We start from the raw sequence: 17,177 nt of genomic DNA, 5'->3' as shown, positions 1-17,177 counted from the left end.
CGGTTTTGTCTGATGAGTTACGTACGGTGGGGAACCCACCACCCTGCCGGGGTTAGTCGCCCGCGCTGGTCACCACGCTCAGCATCGCCGCGTCGCCCGGGAGGGTGAGCGCCCCTGCGGCCAGGTCGAGGGCGATCCGCACCGAGCCCGCGAGCGGGTCCCCGGCGGCGGGCACCAGCGGCGCGTGCGGCAGCCGCTCGGCGAACTCCTGGCGCAGCGGGACGAGCAGCGGGTCCCCGATCTTCAGCAGGCCGCCCGTGACGGCCACCCGGGGCTCTCCCGCGTCCGGGCAGACCGCGGCGGCCGACTCGGCCATGTGCCGGGCGGCGGAGCGCAGGAGGCCCGCGGCGACCGGGTCGTCGTCCGTGAGGGCGGCCACCTGCGGCGCGAAGGAGGCGAGGACGGCGGGGCGATCCTGGCGGGGGTACAGCAGCCCCGGCAGCCCCGGCATCGGCCCGAACATCTCCTCGGCGCGGGCCAGCAGCCCGGCCGAGCCGCCGGGTCTGCCGTCGTACGCGCGCAGCGCCGCCTCCAGCCCGGCCCGCCCGATCCAGGCGCCGCCGCCGCAGTCGCCCAGCAGATGGCCCCAGCCGTCCGCGCGGCGCCAGCGCGTCAGGTCGGTGCCGACGGCGATCAGTCCGGTGCCGGCGGCCACCACGGCACCGGGGTGCGGCCCCAGCGCGCCCACATAGCCGGTGACGGCGTCGGCGACGAGAGCGACCGAGTGGATGCCGAACTCCCGCGCCAGCGCACCGGGCAGCTCGGCCCGCAGCCCCTCGCCCAGGCTGGCGAGCCCCGCGGCGCCGATGGCGGCCGTACGCAGCGCGCCGACCCCGCTCTCGGCCCTCAACTCCCGTACCAGTGGCGCCAGTTGGGCCATGAAATGGCCGGGATCGATCCCCCGGGGCCCGGTGTGCACCGGCTCCCGCGACTCCCGCTGGCCCAGCGGACCGCGCCCCTGGCCGGCGATGACGACACGCAGTCCGGAGCCCCCCGAGTCGACGGCGAGGACTCCGTCCTCCGCGCCGCTCACGGCAGGCGCCAGTCCACGGGCCGTCCGCCCTGTCCGATCAGCAGGTCGTTGGCCCGGCTGAAGGGGCGCGAGCCGAAGAAACCGCGGTCGGCCGACATGGGGGAGGGGTGGGCGGACTCGACCGAAGGAAGCGAGCCGAGCAGCGGGCGCAGATTGCGGGCGTCGCGGCCCCACAGGATGGACACCAGGGGCTTCCCGCGTCCGGCGAGGGCCCTGATGGCCTGCTCGGTGACCTCCTCCCAGCCCTTGCCCCGGTGCGCGGCGGGCTTGCGCGGGGCGGTGGTCAGCGCCCTGTTGAGCAGCAGCACGCCCTGCTCGGTCCACGGCGTCAGATCGCCGTTGGAGGGCTCCGGCACACCCAGGTCGGTGTGCAGCTCGCGGTAGATGTTGATGAGGCTGCCAGGCAGCGGGCGCACCTCGGGCGCCACCGAGAAGGACAGCCCCACCGCATGTCCCGGCGTCGGATAGGGGTCCTGACCGACGATCAGGACCCGTACGTCGTCGAAGGGTTGCTGGAAGGCCCGGAGAACATTCGGTCCGGCCGGCAGGTAGGTGCGCCCCGCGGCGATCTCCGCGCGGAGGAAGTCGCCCATCTCGGCGATCCGTCCGGCGACGGGTTCCAGGGCCTTCGCCCAGCCTGCTTCGACGATCTCATGCAACGGTCGTGGTGCCACGGGCGTCACCCTACTGCCGTACGGGCAGCGGAGATCAACCGGTGGCCAAGGCCGCTCGCTCCCCCCGCAGGACTCATCCCACCACCGCGGCTCGTACGCACAGCACGTCCGGCAGGTGCGCGGCCAGCTGCTGCCAGCTGTCGCCGTCGTCGGCCGACGCGAACACCTCGCCGTTGCGGTTGCCGAAGTACACGCCCGCCGGGTCGGCGCCGTCGGTGCACATCGCGTCCCGCAGCACCGTGCCGTAGTGGTCCTCCTGCGGCAGGCCCGCCGACAGCGGCTCCCAGCTCTTGCCCGCGTCGGCCGTGCGGAAGACCCGGCACCGGTGGTCGGCGGGCACCCGGTCCGAGTCCGCGTTGATCGGGAAGACGTAGGCGGTGTCGCCGCGGTGCGGGTGGGCGGCCGCCGCGAAGCCGAAGGTGGACGGCAGTCCCCCGCCGATGTCGGTCCAGTGGGCGCCCGCGTCGTCGCTTCTGTACACACCCCAGTGGTTCTGCAGATACAGCCGGTCCGGGGTCGCCGCGTCCTGGGCCACCTTGTGCACGCACTGCCCGAACTCCGGGTTGGGATCCGGCAGGAACACCGCGGCCACACCGGAGTTGGAGGGGGCCCAGCTCGCGCCGCCGTCCGACGTCCTGAACACGCCGGCCGTCGACACGGCGACCGTCACCGCCCGCGGGTCCCGCCTGTCGGTGACCACGGTGTGCAGTCCCTCGCCGCCGCCTCCCGGCACCCACTTCGAGCGCGTGGGGTGCTCCCACAGCGGGCGCACCAGCTCGAAGGTCTCCCCGCGGTCCTCCGAGCGGTACAGCGCGGCCGGTTCCGTGCCCGCGTACACCACGTCGTCCTCCGCGGCCGCCGGGTGCAGCTGCCAGACCCGCTCCAGCGAAGCCCCGGTCTCCTTGGGGAACTTGACCGCGGGTTGGGCCGGCTCGGTCCAGGTGCGGCCCAGGTCGTCGGAGTGGAACACGGACGGTCCCCAGTGCGCGCTGTCGCCGCCGGCCAGCAGCCGCGGACGGTCGCCGCGGGTGTCGATCGCCACCGAGTACATCGCCTGCGCGTTGAAATACGGACTCTCGTCGAACTCCCAGGTGCCCCCGCGCCGGCGCCCGATGAACAGGCCTTTGCGGGTGCCCACGGCGAGCAGTACCTCGGTCATGCCGATCACCTCCGTGACGTCTTCGTCCCAGACACCGGCCAGTCTGCACCCCGCCACTGACAGTGACCTCCGCAGTGACGATCCGTGCAGGTCAGGGCGGCGGGGTCGGCCCGGGGCGGCGAGAACCGGCCCCGTTGACGGCAACGGCTGCGCGAGTGGGGGTACTCGTGCGACCGTCGAGTCAGGGGAGTCGGCCTGAGCATCCCATGGCCCTGGTTCGTATGGGATGGCGGTTCGGGAAGGTCGTGCGCTCATGAGGAGGATGCCTTCGATGGCGTTCCGTGGTCCCAAGGCCTGGCTGTGGCGCTGGCGGCGCAACCCGCTCAAACGCGGGGTCGACGTGGTCGAGGCGTGGGTCGTGATCGGTGCCTGGCTGGTCACCCTGGCGGCCGGGGTGATCGCCGGCCTGGCGGCCACCGGAGCCGTCGAGCAGGGGCTGGCCCGCGAGCGCGTCGAGTGGCGCCAGATCGTGGCGCTGCTGACCGAGAAGGCGCCCGGAAAGGCCGCCGGCCACCCGGTCAAGGCGTCCGGGGAACAGGTGTGGGGCAAGGTGGGCTGGTTCGCGCCGGACGGCTCACGGCACACCGGCCAGGTCCGGGTCGGACCGGGCAGCGCCGCCGGCACCGCCGTCACCGTCTGGACCGACCCGCAGGGCGAACTGGTCACGAAGCCGCCCACCCCTGCCCAGGCCCATATGCGGTCCTCGCTCATCGGCGTCCTGGTCGGGCTGAGCGCCGCGGCGGTGCCCTTCGTCGGCGGCCGCGTGCTGTGCGGGCGGCTGGAACGCCGGCGCATGAGCCAGTGGGACGCCGAATGGGCCCGCTTCGGGCCGCGCTGGGGCCGCAACACCCTCTGACACCCGCGGGAGGCTGTCGCGCTGCGCGCGCACGGCCCCTGTGCCATCGTCTTTGGTGAGACCTTGACCCGTCGCAGGCGAGGCCTGGAACGGGCGTGTGCGGAAGTGTGCGCGTCCGGCCAGGGTGTAAGTGGTGGCGGTGACTCCAGTTGATGCTGGGCCTCTGGACGCCTCGCGTCGGACAACTACCCTCGCGAATACAAACATTTCTGGCGGAAGGCGGTGCCTCATGGCGGAGCAGGCTTCCAGAAGAAGACTGGCCGGCGAACTGTCGGCCGAATTCCTGGGCACCATGGTCCTCATCCTGTTCGGGTGCGGCGTGGTGGCCCAGGTGGTGGCCGCGGGCATCGGCGACCACGACAGCATCGCCTGGGCCTGGGGCTTCGGTGTCACCCTCGGCGTCTACATCGCCGCCCGTCTCAGCGGTGCCCATCTCAACCCCGCCGTGACCGTGGCCCTGGCCACCTTCGCGGGCTTCTCCTGGAGGAAGGTGGCGCCGTACTGCCTGGCCCAGACCGCGGGCGCGTTCGTCGCCGCGCTGCTGGTGCGCTGGAACTACACCGAGGTGCTGGCCAAGGCCGACCCCGGGCACACCATCAAGACCCAGGGCGTGTTCTCCACCCTGCCCGGCAACGGCACCCTGCCGGTGAGCGAACTCGGCGCCCTGCGCGACCAGATCATCGGCACCGCCATCCTGGTCCTGCTCATCTTCGCCATCACCGACCTGCTCAACACCCCGCCCGGCGCCAACCTCGCCCCGCTGATCATCGGCTTCCTGGTGGTGGCGATCGGCATGGCCTGGGGCACCGACGCGGGCTACGCCATCAACCCGGCCCGTGACTTCGGGCCACGGCTCGCCAGCTACCTCACCGGGTACGGCACAGCCTGGCGAGATCAGTACGGCAACCTCTACTTCTGGGTGCCGATCGTCGGGCCGCTGGTCGGCGGCGTGATCGGTGCCGCCGTGTACCGGCTGTTCATCTCCAAGTTCCTGCCGGTCGCCGAGGACGAACTCGAACCGGGCCGGGTCCCCGAGCCCACGTCCGGGTCCGACCAGTCCTGACCGTCCCGGACGGCGCGAAGGGGCCGCGGGCACCGTGCCCGCGGCCCCTTCGCCTGCGTGGTACCGCCGCTACGCGCTGATCTGCCCGGCCCGCCTGCGGCGGTTCAGGGCGAACGCGGTGCCGGTCGCACCGGCGGCGAGCAGACCGGCGGCGACGGCGATCGGCACGGCCGGGGAGGCGGGGCTGCTGTCCGCCACGTTCTGCGCCTTGAGGTCCTGCACGTAGGGCGCGTAGGCACCCTTGGCGGACGTCGAGGCGGCCGTGGTGCCGTGGTGCGGGATGCCCGTCACGGACTTGACCGAGCCGTCCTGGTTCAGCAGCACCTGCTTGTTGTTGGGGTGCCGGAAGTCGAACATGCCGCCCAGGCTGCCCGCCCGGCGGTCGAACGAGGCGTCACCGATGCGGCCGGTCCCCCAGTTGTCCTCGATGAACTGGGTGATCGACGTCTGCTCGGTGGCGGTGTGGTCGATCGAGTTGACCTTGCTGTAGGGGGAGATGACCAGCAGCGGCTGCCGGGGGCCGGGGCCGCAGCGGTCCGCGTAGCCGCCCGCGGCGGCCGGACCCGACTGGCAGGCGGGGCTGTCGGTCGCCTTGCCGTTGGAGCCGACGGTGGAGTCCTTGGAGCCGTTCAGCACCTTCGAGACGACGTGGTCGTACCAGCCGTCGGAGTCGTCGTAGGCGACCACGACCGCGGTGCTCTTCCACTGCGGCGACTTCTGCAGCGCGTTGATCTCGTTCACCAGGAAGTGCTGCTCGTCGATCGGGTCCGAGTAGCCGGCGTGGCCGTCCTGGTACTCGGCGGCCTTCAGGAAGCTGACCGCGGGCAGGTTGCCGGCCTGGAGCGCGGCGTCGAAGTCCGTCAGATCGTAGTTGTGGTTGGCCCGGCCCGCGTGGCCGATCTCCGCGACGCTCTTCGGGGCCAGGTGGTGCGGGTTGGCCGTCGACCTGTAGTACTGGAACGGCGCGTGGTGCGGGCTGTAGTCCTCCGACGCGGCGCCGCCGATGTTGGTGTGCGTGGTGCCGGCGCACTTGGCGTAGCTGCCCTGCTTGCCGTCCCACGGAGTGCTCGGCCGGAAGCCGCCCTGGAACCAGCCCCAGCTCACGCCCTTGGCGTTGAGCAGGTCACCGATGTTCCTGCCCTGCATGACCGCCAGCGCGTTGGTCGCGGTGTGGTCCTTGTCCGAGCAGTCGTCGAAGGCCGGGTCCGGGTCGTTGATCATCGTGCCGACGCCCTTGGCGTCGGGGGAGACGACGGTGTACGGGTCCGGCTTCGAGGTCTGCTGCGGGTTCTCCGTCCCGGTGGACGGGTCGACGGAGATCACGCCGTGGGTGTTGCCGGAGATCACGTTGATCGCACCGGGGCTGGAGGGCCCGTAGACCGAGCTGAACGACCGGTCGTTGAGCGCGTAGTGCTGGGCGTAGTTCCACAGACCCGTGACGGTGTTGCCGTCGTAGTAGTCCATCACCAGGCCGGGCTCGCCGAAGAGCCCGCTGCACTTGTTGACCTCGGTGTTCTCGACGTACTTGTCGGCCTTGCCGCCGTCGGCCGCGTACTGCTCGGGGCCGTAGGAGTGGTTCTGGTCGCAGGTCATGGCCTGCGAACTGGCCAGCCGCTTGGGCTTGTAGAGGTTCGGGTTCTTCTCCAGCAGCCCGGCGTTGAGGAGGTTGTCGGCCTTCGGGGTGTGCCGCGCCGCCGTGAACTTGGTGCCGTCGGTGTTGGCCGCCTTCGGGTACGTGGCGAAGTAGTGGTCGAACGAGTTGTTCTCGTCGTAGATCACCACGATGTGCTTGATCGGCGTCGCGGTGTGCGTGCCGTGGTGGCCGTGGCCGCCGTGCGCGGGGGACGCCGAGGCGGGGAGGACGCCACCCGCACCCGCCAGGGCGGCCGCGCCGAGCAGGGCGCCCGCACGGGCCAGCCGGCGGCTCGCCGTTGATGTTCTACCTGTGCCGATCATGCTGTCTCGCCTTCCGGGAGAACCGAGTTCCACTGCCACGGCATTCGTGGCCATGACATCGATTGCCGATCCTGGGCAATGGTGGCGGCGGGGTGGGGGAGCGGCAATGACGCCGCAGCGAATCTTCGGTCAGGAATTTCTCATCGTATTTTGGTCAGCTCTTGACCGGAATCTGTCAGATGGGTTCAGGACAACAAGCCGCGTCCGAGCCAGTCGGACGCGTCGCGGACGCCGGGCAGGGCGAAGAAGTAGCCGCCCCCGAACGGGGTGATGTAGTCGACCAGCGGCTCGCCGGCCAGGCGTTTCTGCACGGTCGCGAACTGCCGGGCCAGGTCCTGCTGGTAGCAGCAGAACAGCAGGCCCATGTCGAGGTTGCCGTTGGAGTCCGTGCCGCGGTCGTAGTTGTAGGCGCGGCGCAGGATGCGCTGGTCGGCGGTGGCCGAGGTGCGCGGGTTGGCCCTCCTGATGTGGCTGTCCAGCGGGATCACGTCACCCTGGGGATCCTGCGGGTAGTTGGGCACGTCCTTCTCGTGCCGGCCGTCCAGGGGCGCGCCGGAGTCCCGGGCGCGGCCGAACATCCGCTCCTGCTCGGTGAGCGAGACCCGGTCCCAGAACTCCACCAGCATGCGGATGAGCCGTATGACCTGGTAGCTGCCGCCCGTGGCCCAGGCGGGTTCGCCCGTCCCGGCGCCCACCCACACCAGGCGGTCCATCGAACGGGCGTCGCCAACATGGGGGTTGGCGATCCCGTCCTTGAAGCCCATGTGGTTGCGGGGCGTGCCGGAGGGGCGCGACGGGCTGACGAAGCCGTCCATGCGCCAGCGCACCTGCATGCCCCCGCGGGTGTGCCGGGCGATGTCACGCAGCGCGTGCAGCACCGTGTCCTGGTGGCCCGCGCACAGTTGCACGCTCAGGTCGCCGTGGCACCAGGCCGCGTCCAGGTCGTCGTCGGGGAACGACGGCATCGCGGTCAGCCGGTGCGGCCTGCGCGCGGCCAGGCCGTAGCGGCCGTCGAAGAGGGAGGCGCCGACGCCGACCGTGACGGTCAGGTCGTCCGCGGGCACGTCGGGGCCGAGCGTGCCGGAGTCGGCGGGCGGGGCGGTGATGCCCAGCTCCTCGGGACTGCCGCCCGCGGTGAGGTACCGGGCCCGGTCGGTCAACGTACGCAGCAGATCGGCCAGTTCGCCGCGGTTCTCGGCGGTGCTGTCGAACGAGACGAACGCGGTGGCGCGCTGCGCCGGGGTGAGGATGCCGGCCTGATGCGGCCCGTGGAAGGCCACCCGCGCGCGGTCGCCGGACTGCCCGGCGGCCGAGGCGGCGCCGTGGTCGGCGGCCACCAGGCCGGTGCCGGCCACGGCCGCCGCGCCGGCCAGGAAGCCCCGGCGTCCGACAGGGTTCACCGGGTTCACGCGGTCCTCCGTACATCCGTCAGGGCGGCCACGTCGGCGAGCCGCTCGACCAGCTCGCCCAGGTCCGCGTCGAGCTTCTCCCGCTGGGCGCGGGTCAGCCGGTCCAGCGGGGTCCAGCGGCCGTCGTGGTCGAAGCCGTCGAGGGTGCGCCGGGTGCGGGCCGTCCAGGAGTCGATGCCGGACAGGCCCGCGGCACGCGACTTCAGCAACGGCCGCAGCCGGCCCAGCAGTTCACCGGTGCCGTCGAGATTGGCGCGGGCGGTGGCGAGGTTGGTGCCGCTGCCGTAGTCGGTACGGCCGGTCAGCTCGAACTGCACGGTGTTCTCCAGGATCTCGTGCGCCCGCAGGCCGATGTCGGCCGGATCCATCCGCTCGTCGGGCCAGCGGTCGCGCAGGTCGTCGACGGCCTTGACGAGCCGGGCGGCCGGTGCGCGCAGGCTGCTCGCCGACTCGCCGTGCCACAGCCCGTACTCCACCCGGTGGAAGCCGGTGAAGCCCGCGTCGTGCACCCCGCCGGACAGGCCCGCCGTGGTCCCGTCGATCGCCGCGTCCGCGTCGCCGAAGGTGCCGTAGGCGGCCCCCATCCGCTCGTAGACCAGATGCGCGGCGAGCCAGTCGCGGCGGGCGGCCGTGCGGTCCCCGCGGTCGATCGCGTCGCGCAACACGCCGGTCTTGCGCGCCAGTTCGACCGTACGGGCCTGGATCCACCGCTGGTACGCGAGCGTGGGCGGGATCAGGTCCTGCTGGGTGACCGGTACGGCGGCCGGGCCGCTCTTCACCGTGCCGCCGGTGACGCGCACGGTGGGGCCGGTGACGGCGTCCGCGTCGTCGGCCACGCACTTGAAGGCGTAGCTGCCGTTGCCGAGGGTCACCCGCAGCGGGCGCTGGGTGCCCGGCGCGAGCCCCTCGACCTCGCCGTAGACCGCGCCCGTCCCCGGGGCGGTGAGGTAGACCTCCTCCGCGCTGCCGGAGGTGTTGTGCAGGTCGAAGACCTGGTGTCCGGCGGCGGGGTGGGTCCAGCCGCGGCCGCAGGCCGCCGAGGTGATCTCGACGGTGGTGTGCCGCAGGCCGTCGGCCGGGGCAGCCCGGTGCCGGTCCCCGCCGGAGCCGCCGGTCGCCAGGGCCGTGGCCACCACGGCGGCCGCGACGGCCAGCGCGCCGCCCGCGAGCAGGACGGCACGCCGCCGCCCGGGACGGGGCGGGGGCGGCGCCGAGCCGGTCTCGGCTGCGGCGCCGACTGCGGCTTCGGGCATGCCCGGCCTCCTGGAGGTGTGCGAACGAGGCGGCGTCGAACGATCCTAAGCAGGCCCCGCGGCCGTGATCGCGCACCTGACCGCCTCCTGACCGGAGGATGGGCCAGAATTCGCCCGCGGTTCACCCGCCGGTACGGCCCGCGCCCACCGCTCTCACGTGCAGTGATGCCGTGTGATCGGTCCGCAGCGGCCGGGCCGTGCCACCTGGCCGCCCGCTGTCCGGTGGCCGGAAACGCGCGGTCTCACCGCACGTCCGGCAGTGCCCGCTCCATGACCGCGTCCAGATCCGCGCTCTCGGGCAGGGTGCCGAAGGCATGCCCCCAGTCGCCTCCCAGCCGGGTCGCGCAGAAGGCGTCGGCGACGGCGGCCGGGGCGTGCCGGACCAGCAAGGAGGCCTGCAGGGTCAGGGCCATCTGCTCCACCAGCCGGCGCGCCCCGGTCTCGGACCCGGCCGCCAGCTGGTCCTTGAGCCGGGTCACGGCGGCGTCGAGCCGGGCGTCCGCGCCCTGCGCCAGGGCGAGTTCGTCGAACAGTGCCTGCGCGGTGGCGGGCTCGCGCCGCAACGCCCGCAGCACGTCGAGGGCGTTGACGTTCCCGGAGCCCTCCCAGATCGACAGCAGCGGCGCCTCGCGGTAGTGGCGGGGCATGCCCGACTCCTCCACGTAGCCGTTGCCGCCGAGGCACTCCAGGGCCTCCGCGGTGAACGCCGGGCCCCGCTTGGTCACCCAGTACTTGCCGGCGGCGGTCGCGATCCGCCGGAAGGCGGCCTCATCGGCGTCCCCGCGCACCGCACGGTCCGCGGCCCCCGCCAGCCGCAGGGTGAGCGTCGTCGCGGCCTCCGACTCCAGCGCGAGGTCGGCCAGGACGTTGCGCATCAGCGGCTGGTCGATCAGCCGCGCGCCGAACGCGCTGCGGTGGCGCACATGGTGGCCGGCCTCCACGAGCGTCTTGCGCATCAGGGTGGCCGACATCATCACGCAGTCCAGGCGCGTGCAGTTGACCATCTCGATGATCGTCTTGACGCCCCGGCCCTCGGGCCCGACCAGCCACGCCACCGTCCCGTCGAACTCCGGCTCGGAGGAGGCGTTGGACCGGTTGCCGAGCTTGTCCTTCAGGCGCTGGATGCGGAAGGTGTTGCGGGTCCCGTCGGGCAGGATCCGCGGCACCAGGAAGCAGGACAGGCCCTCCGGGGCCTGCGCCAGCACCAGGAACACGTCGCACATCGGCGCCGACGTGAACCACTTGTGCCCACGCAGCTGGTAGACGCCCGGCTCGGCGGTCGGCCACGCGGTGGTCGTGTTCGTCCGGACGTCGGAACCGCCCTGCTTCTCGGTCATCCCCATGCCGGCGAGCAGACCGGCCTTGTCGGTCGGCACCCGCAGCTCCGGCTCGTACTCCCGGCCGGTCAGCAGGGGCTCGTACACCTTCGCGAGGTCCGGCTGGGCGCGCAGGGCGGGTACGGCCGCGTACGTCATCGAGGTCGGGCAGCCGTGCCCCGCGTCGGTGTGCCCCCACACCAGGCCGCCCGCGGTACGGGCGACATGGGCGCCGGGCCGCTCGTCCGCCCACGGCGCTCCGGCCAGGCCCTCGGCGACAGCGGCCCGCATCAGGTGGTGCCAGCTCGGGTGGAAGTCGACCTCGTCGACGCGGTTGCCGTACCGGTCGTGGGTGCGCAGCACGGGCTCGTGGACGTTGGCCAGCTCGGCCCACTCCTGCGCCTCCGCGCTGCCGGCCCGCAGCCCCAGCCGCCGGACGTCCTTCTCGGCCCAGCCGGCGCCCTCGCGGCGCAGCCCCTCCAGCAGGGCCGTGTCCTCGGAGGCGTCGTACGGCGCCAGGTCCGGAGGCTGGTTGGTGACGGCGTGGGTCGCGTACTGGTCCCGCGGCTGCGCGGGCGAGGGTGTCGAGGCCATACCGCCATGTTGCACCTTTTCTACAGCCGTAGCAATGACGCAACAATCCGGCGCACGTAAAGTACCGGCCCATGAACGTGTCACCGCAGGTGGGCGAGGCCGATCTGCCACCGCTGTCCGCGCGGTCGGTCGTACTGAGCCTGCTGCTGGGCACGCATCCGCCCGAGCTCCCGGTGAAGGAGCTCGTCCGCGCGGTGGAGCCCTTCGGCGTCGGCGGCTCCACGCTGCGGGCCGCCCTCAGCCGGATGGTCGCCGCCGGCGATCTCCGCCGCACCGACGCCGTCTACGGCCTCAGCGACCGGCTGCTGGCGCGCCAGCGCCGCCAGGACGAGGCGGTGGAGGCGCGCACGCGTGCGTGGGACGGCGACTGGGAGATGGTCGTGATCACGGCCACCGGCCGCGGCCCCGCCGAACGCGCCGACCTGCGCGGCCGGCTGACCACACTGCGGCTGGCCGAACTCCGCGAGGGGGTGTGGCTGCGCCCCGCCAACCTCCGGCGCAGCCTGCCGGAGGACCTGACGCAGGTGGCCCAGACGTACGCCGCCCGTCCCGGCCGTCCGGCACGTGAACTGGCCGCCGAACTATGGCCGTTGGACGCATGGGCCGCCACGGCCCGCGCCCTGCACGCCCATGTCGCCGACGCCCACCTCCCGGCCGACCGCTTCACCGCCTTCGCCGCGGTCGTACGTCATCTGCTGGCCGACCCCGTGCTGCCGCCCGAACTCCTGCCCCCTGACTGGCCGGGCGCACAACTGCGGTCCGCCTACGCCGACTTCCAGCGGGAGATCACCGGGGCGATCGGGCGCTGAACCCGCCGGGTTCACCGTGGCGGGTCCAACAATGCGCTGCCTCAGCCGACTTGAGTCAGGGTGCCGCGGGTGATCTCGTACTGGTTCGTGTCGACCGTGTAGCTGCCGGTGTAGGCGGCGGTGCTGCCGTCGTAGCGCTCGGCGTCGACGCGCACGTGCACGGTGTCGCCGTCCGTGGATGTGACCTGGGCCTGCGTGTACATCGTGTCGGCGTAGCCGGCGACGAAGTCGTCGTAGGAGGTACTCATGTTCCGGCCGCCGAGTTCCCAGGCGGTCTGGTACTCCTGCGCGTTGACGGCGGCGTAGTACTGCTGGACCACGGTCTCGGCGGTCGAGCTGTCGGCGTCGGTGCCTCCGGCGGGCGCGGCGTACACCGTCTGCGTCTGGGTGGGGGCCTGCACCGTGGCCGTGGCGGTCACGACCGACGGTGAGGGGGACGGTGTCGTCGTCGCGGGGGCCGGGGTGTCGGTGGCCGCGGCCACGGTCTGCGAGGAGTGGTGGCTGTCGCCGAGGCCGAAGGACAGGCCGATCACACCGCCGACGAGGGCGGCCATACCCGCCACGGTCCCCACGGCCCGCCAGGGGAATGCGCGGGGCTTCTCGTCCCGGACGACGGGGATGTTGTGCAGGGTGTCGCCGTTGTGGAATCTGAGCAGGTCGTCGTCGTTCATGTGGGCCCCCTGAGTGTTGGTGCAGGCGTGCATGATGCGCAGATGTGCATAGTTCGTGAAGGGCGTGTGCCCAAGTCGTGACATCTGCACCGTGGTTCGACGCCTGGCCGCAACTCCCTCAGTACACCCTGAAGCCGGCGAGGGCCGCCCTCCGCCGTGGAGGGCGGCCCTCTCTGCTCCCCGGTGGGGAAGGGGGCCTACTTGTAGGTGATGTCGGACGAGGAGTACTTGCAGTACGTCCCGTCGGCGTCCGAGCCGTTCTTCGGCGGTTCCGCACCCGTGTTGTTCCCTATGTACTTCTGGCAGGGCACGATCTTCTTGCTGCCGTCCCCGACGATGGTGATCTTCTTCAGGGTCGCGCTGTCGCCGTAGTTGGTGTTGATCCCGGCCAGCGCGCTGCCCTTGTAGGTCGCCTCGATGGTGTTGAGGTTGATGGTGCGCTTGTACTGCGTCTTGCAGTTGCCGCAACTGCGCACCAGCTTGCCGAAGTTCTGCACGGCGAAGTTGGAGACGTTGAGCGTTCCGGCGCCGTTGAACTGGAACACCTTGTCGCTGGCCTCCTTCGCGCCACCGCCGGAGACGGTGTACACGTTGGACGACGAGGAGCCGAGGAACGTCGCGGCGTCCTCGCCGACGTCCTCCCACCACACGTTCTGCAGCGTGCAGGCGCCCAGGCAGTGGATGCCGTCGGCGGCGGGCGCGCCGATGATGACGTTCTTCACGACGGCGCCCGGAGCCAGTTCGAGGAGGGGGTCCTGGTCCTCGCTCTGGCCGCCGGTGCCGAGGTCGCCGCTGCCGTAGAGGCGCTTCATCCCGTAGTCCTCGGTGCCGGACACGGAGATGGTGGCGGTGACGGCCTGGCTGCCGTTGGCGGTGGGCCAGGTGGCGGCGCTCGCCGGGGTCAGTCCGCCACCAGTCATGATCATGACAGATGTGAGGCCGAGGGAGGCCAGCGCGGCGCTCAGGGCGCGCCGGCGGGTGCCTGCGGGTAAGGGGGAAGCCATGTCCCGATGCCTTCTTCCGGTTGGGGGGTTGGTCAGGTCTTTCCAGCGCCCGCGCCGGACGTCACCGAGGCGACGACGGACGAGGCGGCCGCCACCAGAACCGATCTCTGTGGGTGTGCACGTGGGGGGTGTGTGCGCATGCGGGCGCGTCCCTTCAGGAGTTCTTGCTCGATCGTGTACGTGAATGTCGTACGTCGTGCTGAACACCGCGTCCGGGCGGAGCGCCCCAACGGGCCCGTCTGTGGCGCCTGTTGGTCACATCGCTGAACGGAACGTAGAGGGTAAGCGCTTTCTGGTCAACCTCTGCGCGGAGGTTGTTCGGCAAGGCCTGGTCAGAGGCAAGGGCTCTCTGGGGTGGAGCGTGAGGATGCGCGGGAGCGCTCCCGGACTACGTCGACGCCCGGAGGAAACGCGACGACCGCCGCACCGCCGGGGGGGGGCGGTGCGGCGGTTCGCGAGACGGGGTGTCCGTGAGGGGGCGGGTCACACCGACCGGTGGTACTGGTCCGGCACGTGGACGTCCGCGCCGAGTTCGCGGGCCGCGTGCCGGGCCCACGACGGGTTGCGCAGCAGCTCGCGGCCGAGCAGCACCGCGTCCGCGTCGCCGTTGGCGAGGATCTTCTCGGCCTGCTCGGTCTCGGTGATCAGGCCGACGGCCGCGACCGGCAGCGACGTACCGGCCTTGACCCGCGACGCGAACGGTACCTGGTAGCCCGGGCCGGTCGGGATGCGGACGCCGGCGGCGTTGCCGCCGGTGGAGACGTCGAGCAGGTCGACGCCGTGCGCCTGGAGGTCGGCGGCGAAGCGGACCGTGTCCTCGGCGGTCCAGCCGTCCTCCTCCAGCCAGTCGGTCGCCGAGATGCGGAAGAACACCGGCTTGTCCTGCGGCCACACCTCGCGGACGGCGTCCACGACGTCGAGCGCGAAGCGGGTGCGGTTCTCGTACGAGCCGCCGTAGGCGTCGGTGCGGTGGTTGGAGTGCGGGGAGAGGAACTCGTTGATCAGGTACCCGTGGGCGCCGTGGATCTCGGCGACCTCGAAACCGGCTGCGAGCGCGCGGCGCGCGGCGTCCGCGAACTGCCCGACGATCTCCCCGATCTGATCGGCCGTCAGCTCAGTCGGCGCCGCGTGCCGCTCGTCGAACGCGAGCGCGCTCGGCGCGAGCGGCTGCCATCCGCGGGCGTCCGGCCCCAGCGGCGCTCCGCCCGTCCAGGTGCGGTCGGTCGAGGCCTTGCGGCCCGCGTGCGCCAGCTGGATGCCGGGCACCGTGCCCTGGGAGACCAGGAAGCGGGTGATCCGGCGGAACGCCTCGACCTGCGCGTCGTTCCAGATGCCCAGGTCGTACGGGGAGATCCGGCCCTCGGGCGAGACGGCCGTGGCCTCGGTGAGGATCAGGCCCGTGCCGCCGGCCGCGCGGGCCGCGAGGTGTGTGAAGTGCCAGTCGTTCGGAGTCCCGGTCCCGGGTCCCTCGGGCTCCGCCGAGTACTGGCACATCGGGGCCATCCAGACCCGGTTCGGGATGGTCACGCCACGCAGGGTGAAGGGCTGGAAGAGGGCGCTCATGAGGAGCTGCTCCGTTCTCGCGGGGACCGCAGGACGGTTCGTACGATAACCATCGTAGTACGTGAGATGTCAAACTACGATGACTCTCGTACAATGACTCCGTGAGTACCGCCCCCGCCACCAGCAGCCGCGACCTGCCGCACCCCGCGACCGGGGACATCCGGCTGGAAGCCGTGCTGCACGCGCTCTCCGACCCGATGCGGCTGCAGATCGTGCGTGAGCTCGCCGCCGACGGCGACGAGCTCACGTGTTCGCAGTTCGTCCTGCCGGTGACCAAGTCCACGAGCACGCACCACTTCCGGGTGCTGCGCGAGGCGGGGGTGATCCGGCAGTGCTACCGGGGCACGGCCAAGATGAACGGCCTGCGCCGGGACGACCTAGACGACCTCTTCCCGGGACTCCTCGACGCCCTGCTCGCCGCCGCCGTCCGGCAGGCCGTCCGCCTCGGCGGCTGAAGTCCCCCTCGCCGGAAGGTGGTTGAAGAGCAGGTTCAGCACGATCGCCGTCAGGCAGCCCGCGCTGATGCCGCTGTTCATCACCGTCTGGAACCAGTCGGGGAACTTCGCGTAGACCGTCGGCACCCCGACCGGCAGCATGCCCACGGCCACCGACACCGCCACGACCGTGAGGTTGTGGTTGTCCTTGAAGTCCACCCGCGCCAGGGTCCTGAGGCCGCTCGCGGCCACCGTCCCGAACATCACCAGACCCGCACCGCCCAGGACGGGCGCCGGTACCGCCGCGACCACGGCCCCCAGCTTGGGCAGCAACCCGAGCAGGACGAGGATGCCGCCCGCCGTGGCCACGACCCAGCGGCTGCGTACCCGGGTCATGCCGACGAGGCCGACGTTCTGCGCGTACGCCGTGTACGGGAAGGTGTTGAAGACGCCGCCCAGGACGGTCGAGAGGCCGTCGGCGCGCAGGCCGTCCGCGAGCGGGCGCGGCTCGACCGTGCGCCCGGTCATCTCGCCGACGGCGATCAGGTCACCGGTCGTCTCGGTCATCGTCACCAGCGCCACGACCAGCATCGACACGATCGCGGAGACATGGAAGGTGGGCGTGCCGAAGTGGAAGGGCGTGCTGATGCCCAGCCAGTCGGCGTCACCGACCCCGCCGAAGTCGGTGAACCCGAAGGGCACGGCCACCGCGAGGCCCACCACGATGCCGATCAGCACCGCGATACGGCTCAGGAACGCCGGCGCGAACCGCTGCACACCCAGCACCACCGTCAGGACGAAGGCGGCCAGCGCCAGGTTCTTCGGCTCGCCGAAGTCCTTCGAACCGGCGCCGCCCGCCGCCCAGTTGCCCGCGACCGGCAGCAGCGAGACGCCGATGATCAGGATGACGGTGCCGGTGACCAGCGGCGGGAAGAAGCGCAGCAGCTTGCCGAAGACCGGCGCGAGCAGCATGATCGCGAGCCCCGCGACGATCACCGAGCCGTAGATCGCGGGCAGTCCGCCGCCCGTCGTGCCGATGAGCACCATCGGCGACACCGCGGCGAAGGTGCAGCCCTGCATGATCGGCAGCCGGACGCCGAACCGCCAGAAGCCCACGCACTGGATGAGCGTCGCGATCCCGCACACCAGCAGGTCGGCGGTGATCAGATAGGCCAGGTCCGTGGGCGAGAGCTTCATCGCGCCGCCCACGATCAGCGGCACCGCCACCGCGCCCGCGTACATGGCGAGCACATGCTGCAGACCGAAGGCGGCCAACTGCCGTACGGGTGGGACCTCGTCCACCGGATGGACGGGGGCGGTGGTGGTCATGGGCACTCCAGAGCGACGGGGGAGGGGACATCCGGGCGGTGAATCCGGACGGTG

15 protein-coding genes are annotated in these 17,177 nt (G+C 71.9%); 4 read left to right on the top strand and 11 right to left on the bottom strand.

The window, feature by feature from the left end; genetic code table 11:
• Window positions 1-52: 52 nt before the first annotated feature.
• The 3 genes from ACFU97_RS40870 to ACFU97_RS40860 form a co-directional block, all read right to left on the bottom strand.
• Window positions 53-1,033 (bottom strand): N-acetylglucosamine kinase, encoded by a 981-nt coding sequence (locus ACFU97_RS40870; protein WP_384266930.1) that lies wholly within the window; start codon window positions 1,031-1,033, stop codon window positions 53-55.
• Window positions 1,030-1,707 (bottom strand): uracil-DNA glycosylase, encoded by a 678-nt coding sequence (locus tag ACFU97_RS40865; protein WP_384266927.1) that lies wholly within the window; start codon window positions 1,705-1,707, stop codon window positions 1,030-1,032. The genes ACFU97_RS40870 and ACFU97_RS40865 overlap by 4 nt, the downstream gene beginning before the upstream one ends.
• A 73-nt stretch (window positions 1,708-1,780) precedes the next feature.
• Window positions 1,781-2,866 carry a WD40/YVTN/BNR-like repeat-containing protein gene (locus ACFU97_RS40860; protein ID WP_384266925.1) on the bottom strand — a complete coding sequence of 362 codons (1,086 nt, stop codon included), beginning with the start codon at window positions 2,864-2,866 and terminating at the stop codon, window positions 1,781-1,783.
• 271 nt (window positions 2,867-3,137) lie between these two features.
• Here ACFU97_RS40860 and ACFU97_RS40855 point away from each other — a divergent pair, with 271 nt between their 5' ends.
• Both ACFU97_RS40855 and ACFU97_RS40850 read left to right on the top strand, forming a co-directional pair.
• A complete protein-coding gene (locus tag ACFU97_RS40855; protein ID WP_384266923.1) occupies window positions 3,138-3,722 on the top strand; it encodes a hypothetical protein in 585 nt (194 codons plus the stop codon).
• A 229-nt stretch (window positions 3,723-3,951) separates the two neighbouring features.
• Window positions 3,952-4,785: an MIP/aquaporin family protein gene (locus ACFU97_RS40850; RefSeq protein ID WP_384266920.1), complete on the top strand. Its 834-nt coding sequence runs from the start codon at window positions 3,952-3,954 to the stop codon at window positions 4,783-4,785.
• A 69-nt stretch (window positions 4,786-4,854) separates the two neighbouring features.
• Here ACFU97_RS40850 and ACFU97_RS40845 read toward each other — a convergent pair whose 3' ends face one another.
• The 4 genes from ACFU97_RS40845 to ACFU97_RS40830 all read right to left on the bottom strand — a co-directional run bounded on the left by ACFU97_RS40845 (window position 4,855) and on the right by ACFU97_RS40830 (window position 11,313).
• Window positions 4,855-6,741 (bottom strand): phospholipase C, encoded by a 1,887-nt coding sequence (locus ACFU97_RS40845; protein WP_384266918.1) that lies wholly within the window; start codon window positions 6,739-6,741, stop codon window positions 4,855-4,857.
• Window positions 6,742-6,926: 185 nt separating this feature from the next.
• On the bottom strand, window positions 6,927-8,150 hold the full coding sequence (efeB, locus tag ACFU97_RS40840) for an iron uptake transporter deferrochelatase/peroxidase subunit (protein ID WP_384266915.1): 1,224 nt from the start codon (window positions 8,148-8,150) through the stop codon (window positions 6,927-6,929).
• A complete protein-coding gene (locus ACFU97_RS40835) occupies window positions 8,147-9,403 on the bottom strand; it encodes an EfeM/EfeO family lipoprotein (protein WP_384266913.1) in 1,257 nt (418 codons plus the stop codon). Before ACFU97_RS40835 ends, efeB begins: the two co-directional genes overlap by 4 nt.
• A 242-nt stretch (window positions 9,404-9,645) precedes the next feature.
• Window positions 9,646-11,313 carry a DNA alkylation response protein gene (locus ACFU97_RS40830; RefSeq protein ID WP_384266912.1) on the bottom strand — a complete coding sequence of 556 codons (1,668 nt, stop codon included), beginning with the start codon at window positions 11,311-11,313 and terminating at the stop codon, window positions 9,646-9,648.
• A gap of 71 nt (window positions 11,314-11,384) precedes the next feature.
• Here ACFU97_RS40830 and ACFU97_RS40825 point away from each other — a divergent pair, with 71 nt between their 5' ends.
• Complete coding sequence (locus tag ACFU97_RS40825; RefSeq protein ID WP_384266911.1) at window positions 11,385-12,122, top strand: PaaX family transcriptional regulator C-terminal domain-containing protein; 738 nt, start codon at window positions 11,385-11,387, stop codon at window positions 12,120-12,122.
• Window positions 12,123-12,163: 41 nt separating this feature from the next.
• On the opposite strand, the gene ACFU97_RS40820 is transcribed toward ACFU97_RS40825, so the two are convergent.
• From ACFU97_RS40820 to ACFU97_RS40810, 3 genes are all read right to left on the bottom strand, one after another.
• Window positions 12,164-12,793, bottom strand: coding sequence for a hypothetical protein (locus ACFU97_RS40820; protein ID WP_384266909.1), 630 nt, complete (start codon window positions 12,791-12,793; stop codon window positions 12,164-12,166).
• 197 nt (window positions 12,794-12,990) lie between these two features.
• The gene (locus ACFU97_RS40815; RefSeq protein ID WP_384266908.1) at window positions 12,991-13,797 is read right to left on the bottom strand and encodes a pectate lyase; all 807 of its coding nucleotides are present in this window, start codon (window positions 13,795-13,797) and stop codon (window positions 12,991-12,993) included.
• A 483-nt stretch (window positions 13,798-14,280) separates the two neighbouring features.
• Window positions 14,281-15,360 (bottom strand): NADH:flavin oxidoreductase/NADH oxidase, encoded by a 1,080-nt coding sequence (locus tag ACFU97_RS40810; protein ID WP_384266906.1) that lies wholly within the window; start codon window positions 15,358-15,360, stop codon window positions 14,281-14,283.
• Between the two features lie 101 nt (window positions 15,361-15,461).
• Here ACFU97_RS40810 and ACFU97_RS40805 point away from each other — a divergent pair, with 101 nt between their 5' ends.
• Window positions 15,462-15,815, top strand: coding sequence for an ArsR/SmtB family transcription factor (locus tag ACFU97_RS40805; RefSeq protein WP_384266903.1), 354 nt, complete (start codon window positions 15,462-15,464; stop codon window positions 15,813-15,815).
• Here the strand turns inward: ACFU97_RS40805 and ACFU97_RS40800 are convergent.
• Window positions 15,738-17,123 (bottom strand): nucleobase:cation symporter-2 family protein, encoded by a 1,386-nt coding sequence (locus tag ACFU97_RS40800; protein ID WP_384266901.1) that lies wholly within the window; start codon window positions 17,121-17,123, stop codon window positions 15,738-15,740. The two genes, ACFU97_RS40805 and ACFU97_RS40800, sit on opposite strands and share 78 nt — an antisense overlap.
• Window positions 17,124-17,177 lie beyond the last annotated feature (54 nt).

The organism is Streptomyces sp. NPDC057616 (genome assembly GCF_042800575.1).
In the GTDB taxonomy this organism is placed as follows: Bacteria; Actinomycetota; Actinomycetes; order Streptomycetales; family Streptomycetaceae; genus Streptomyces.
Note: the sequence above shows the minus strand (reverse complement) of the source record. Positions and strands in the feature narration are given on the sequence as shown.

Excerpts from the sequence above, each read along its gene's own strand:
- ACFU97_RS40815 (WP_384266908.1), bottom strand. The coding sequence starts at position 13,797 with ATGGCTTCCCCCTTACCCGCAGGCACCCGCCGGCGCGCCCTGAGCGCC.
- ACFU97_RS40855 (WP_384266923.1), top strand. The coding sequence starts at position 3,138 with ATGGCGTTCCGTGGTCCCAAGGCCTGGCTGTGGCGCTGGCGGCGCAAC.
- ACFU97_RS40820 (WP_384266909.1), bottom strand. The coding sequence starts at position 12,793 with ATGAACGACGACGACCTGCTCAGATTCCACAACGGCGACACCCTGCAC.
- ACFU97_RS40825 (WP_384266911.1), top strand. The coding sequence starts at position 11,385 with ATGAACGTGTCACCGCAGGTGGGCGAGGCCGATCTGCCACCGCTGTCC.
- ACFU97_RS40800 (WP_384266901.1), bottom strand. The coding sequence starts at position 17,123 with ATGACCACCACCGCCCCCGTCCATCCGGTGGACGAGGTCCCACCCGTA.
- ACFU97_RS40850 (WP_384266920.1), top strand. The coding sequence starts at position 3,952 with ATGGCGGAGCAGGCTTCCAGAAGAAGACTGGCCGGCGAACTGTCGGCC.
- ACFU97_RS40845 (WP_384266918.1), bottom strand. The coding sequence starts at position 6,741 with ATGATCGGCACAGGTAGAACATCAACGGCGAGCCGCCGGCTGGCCCGT.
- ACFU97_RS40835 (WP_384266913.1), bottom strand. The coding sequence starts at position 9,403 with ATGCCCGAAGCCGCAGTCGGCGCCGCAGCCGAGACCGGCTCGGCGCCG.
- ACFU97_RS40860 (WP_384266925.1), bottom strand. The coding sequence starts at position 2,866 with ATGACCGAGGTACTGCTCGCCGTGGGCACCCGCAAAGGCCTGTTCATC.
- ACFU97_RS40810 (WP_384266906.1), bottom strand. The coding sequence starts at position 15,360 with ATGAGCGCCCTCTTCCAGCCCTTCACCCTGCGTGGCGTGACCATCCCG.
- ACFU97_RS40830 (WP_384266912.1), bottom strand. The coding sequence starts at position 11,313 with ATGGCCTCGACACCCTCGCCCGCGCAGCCGCGGGACCAGTACGCGACC.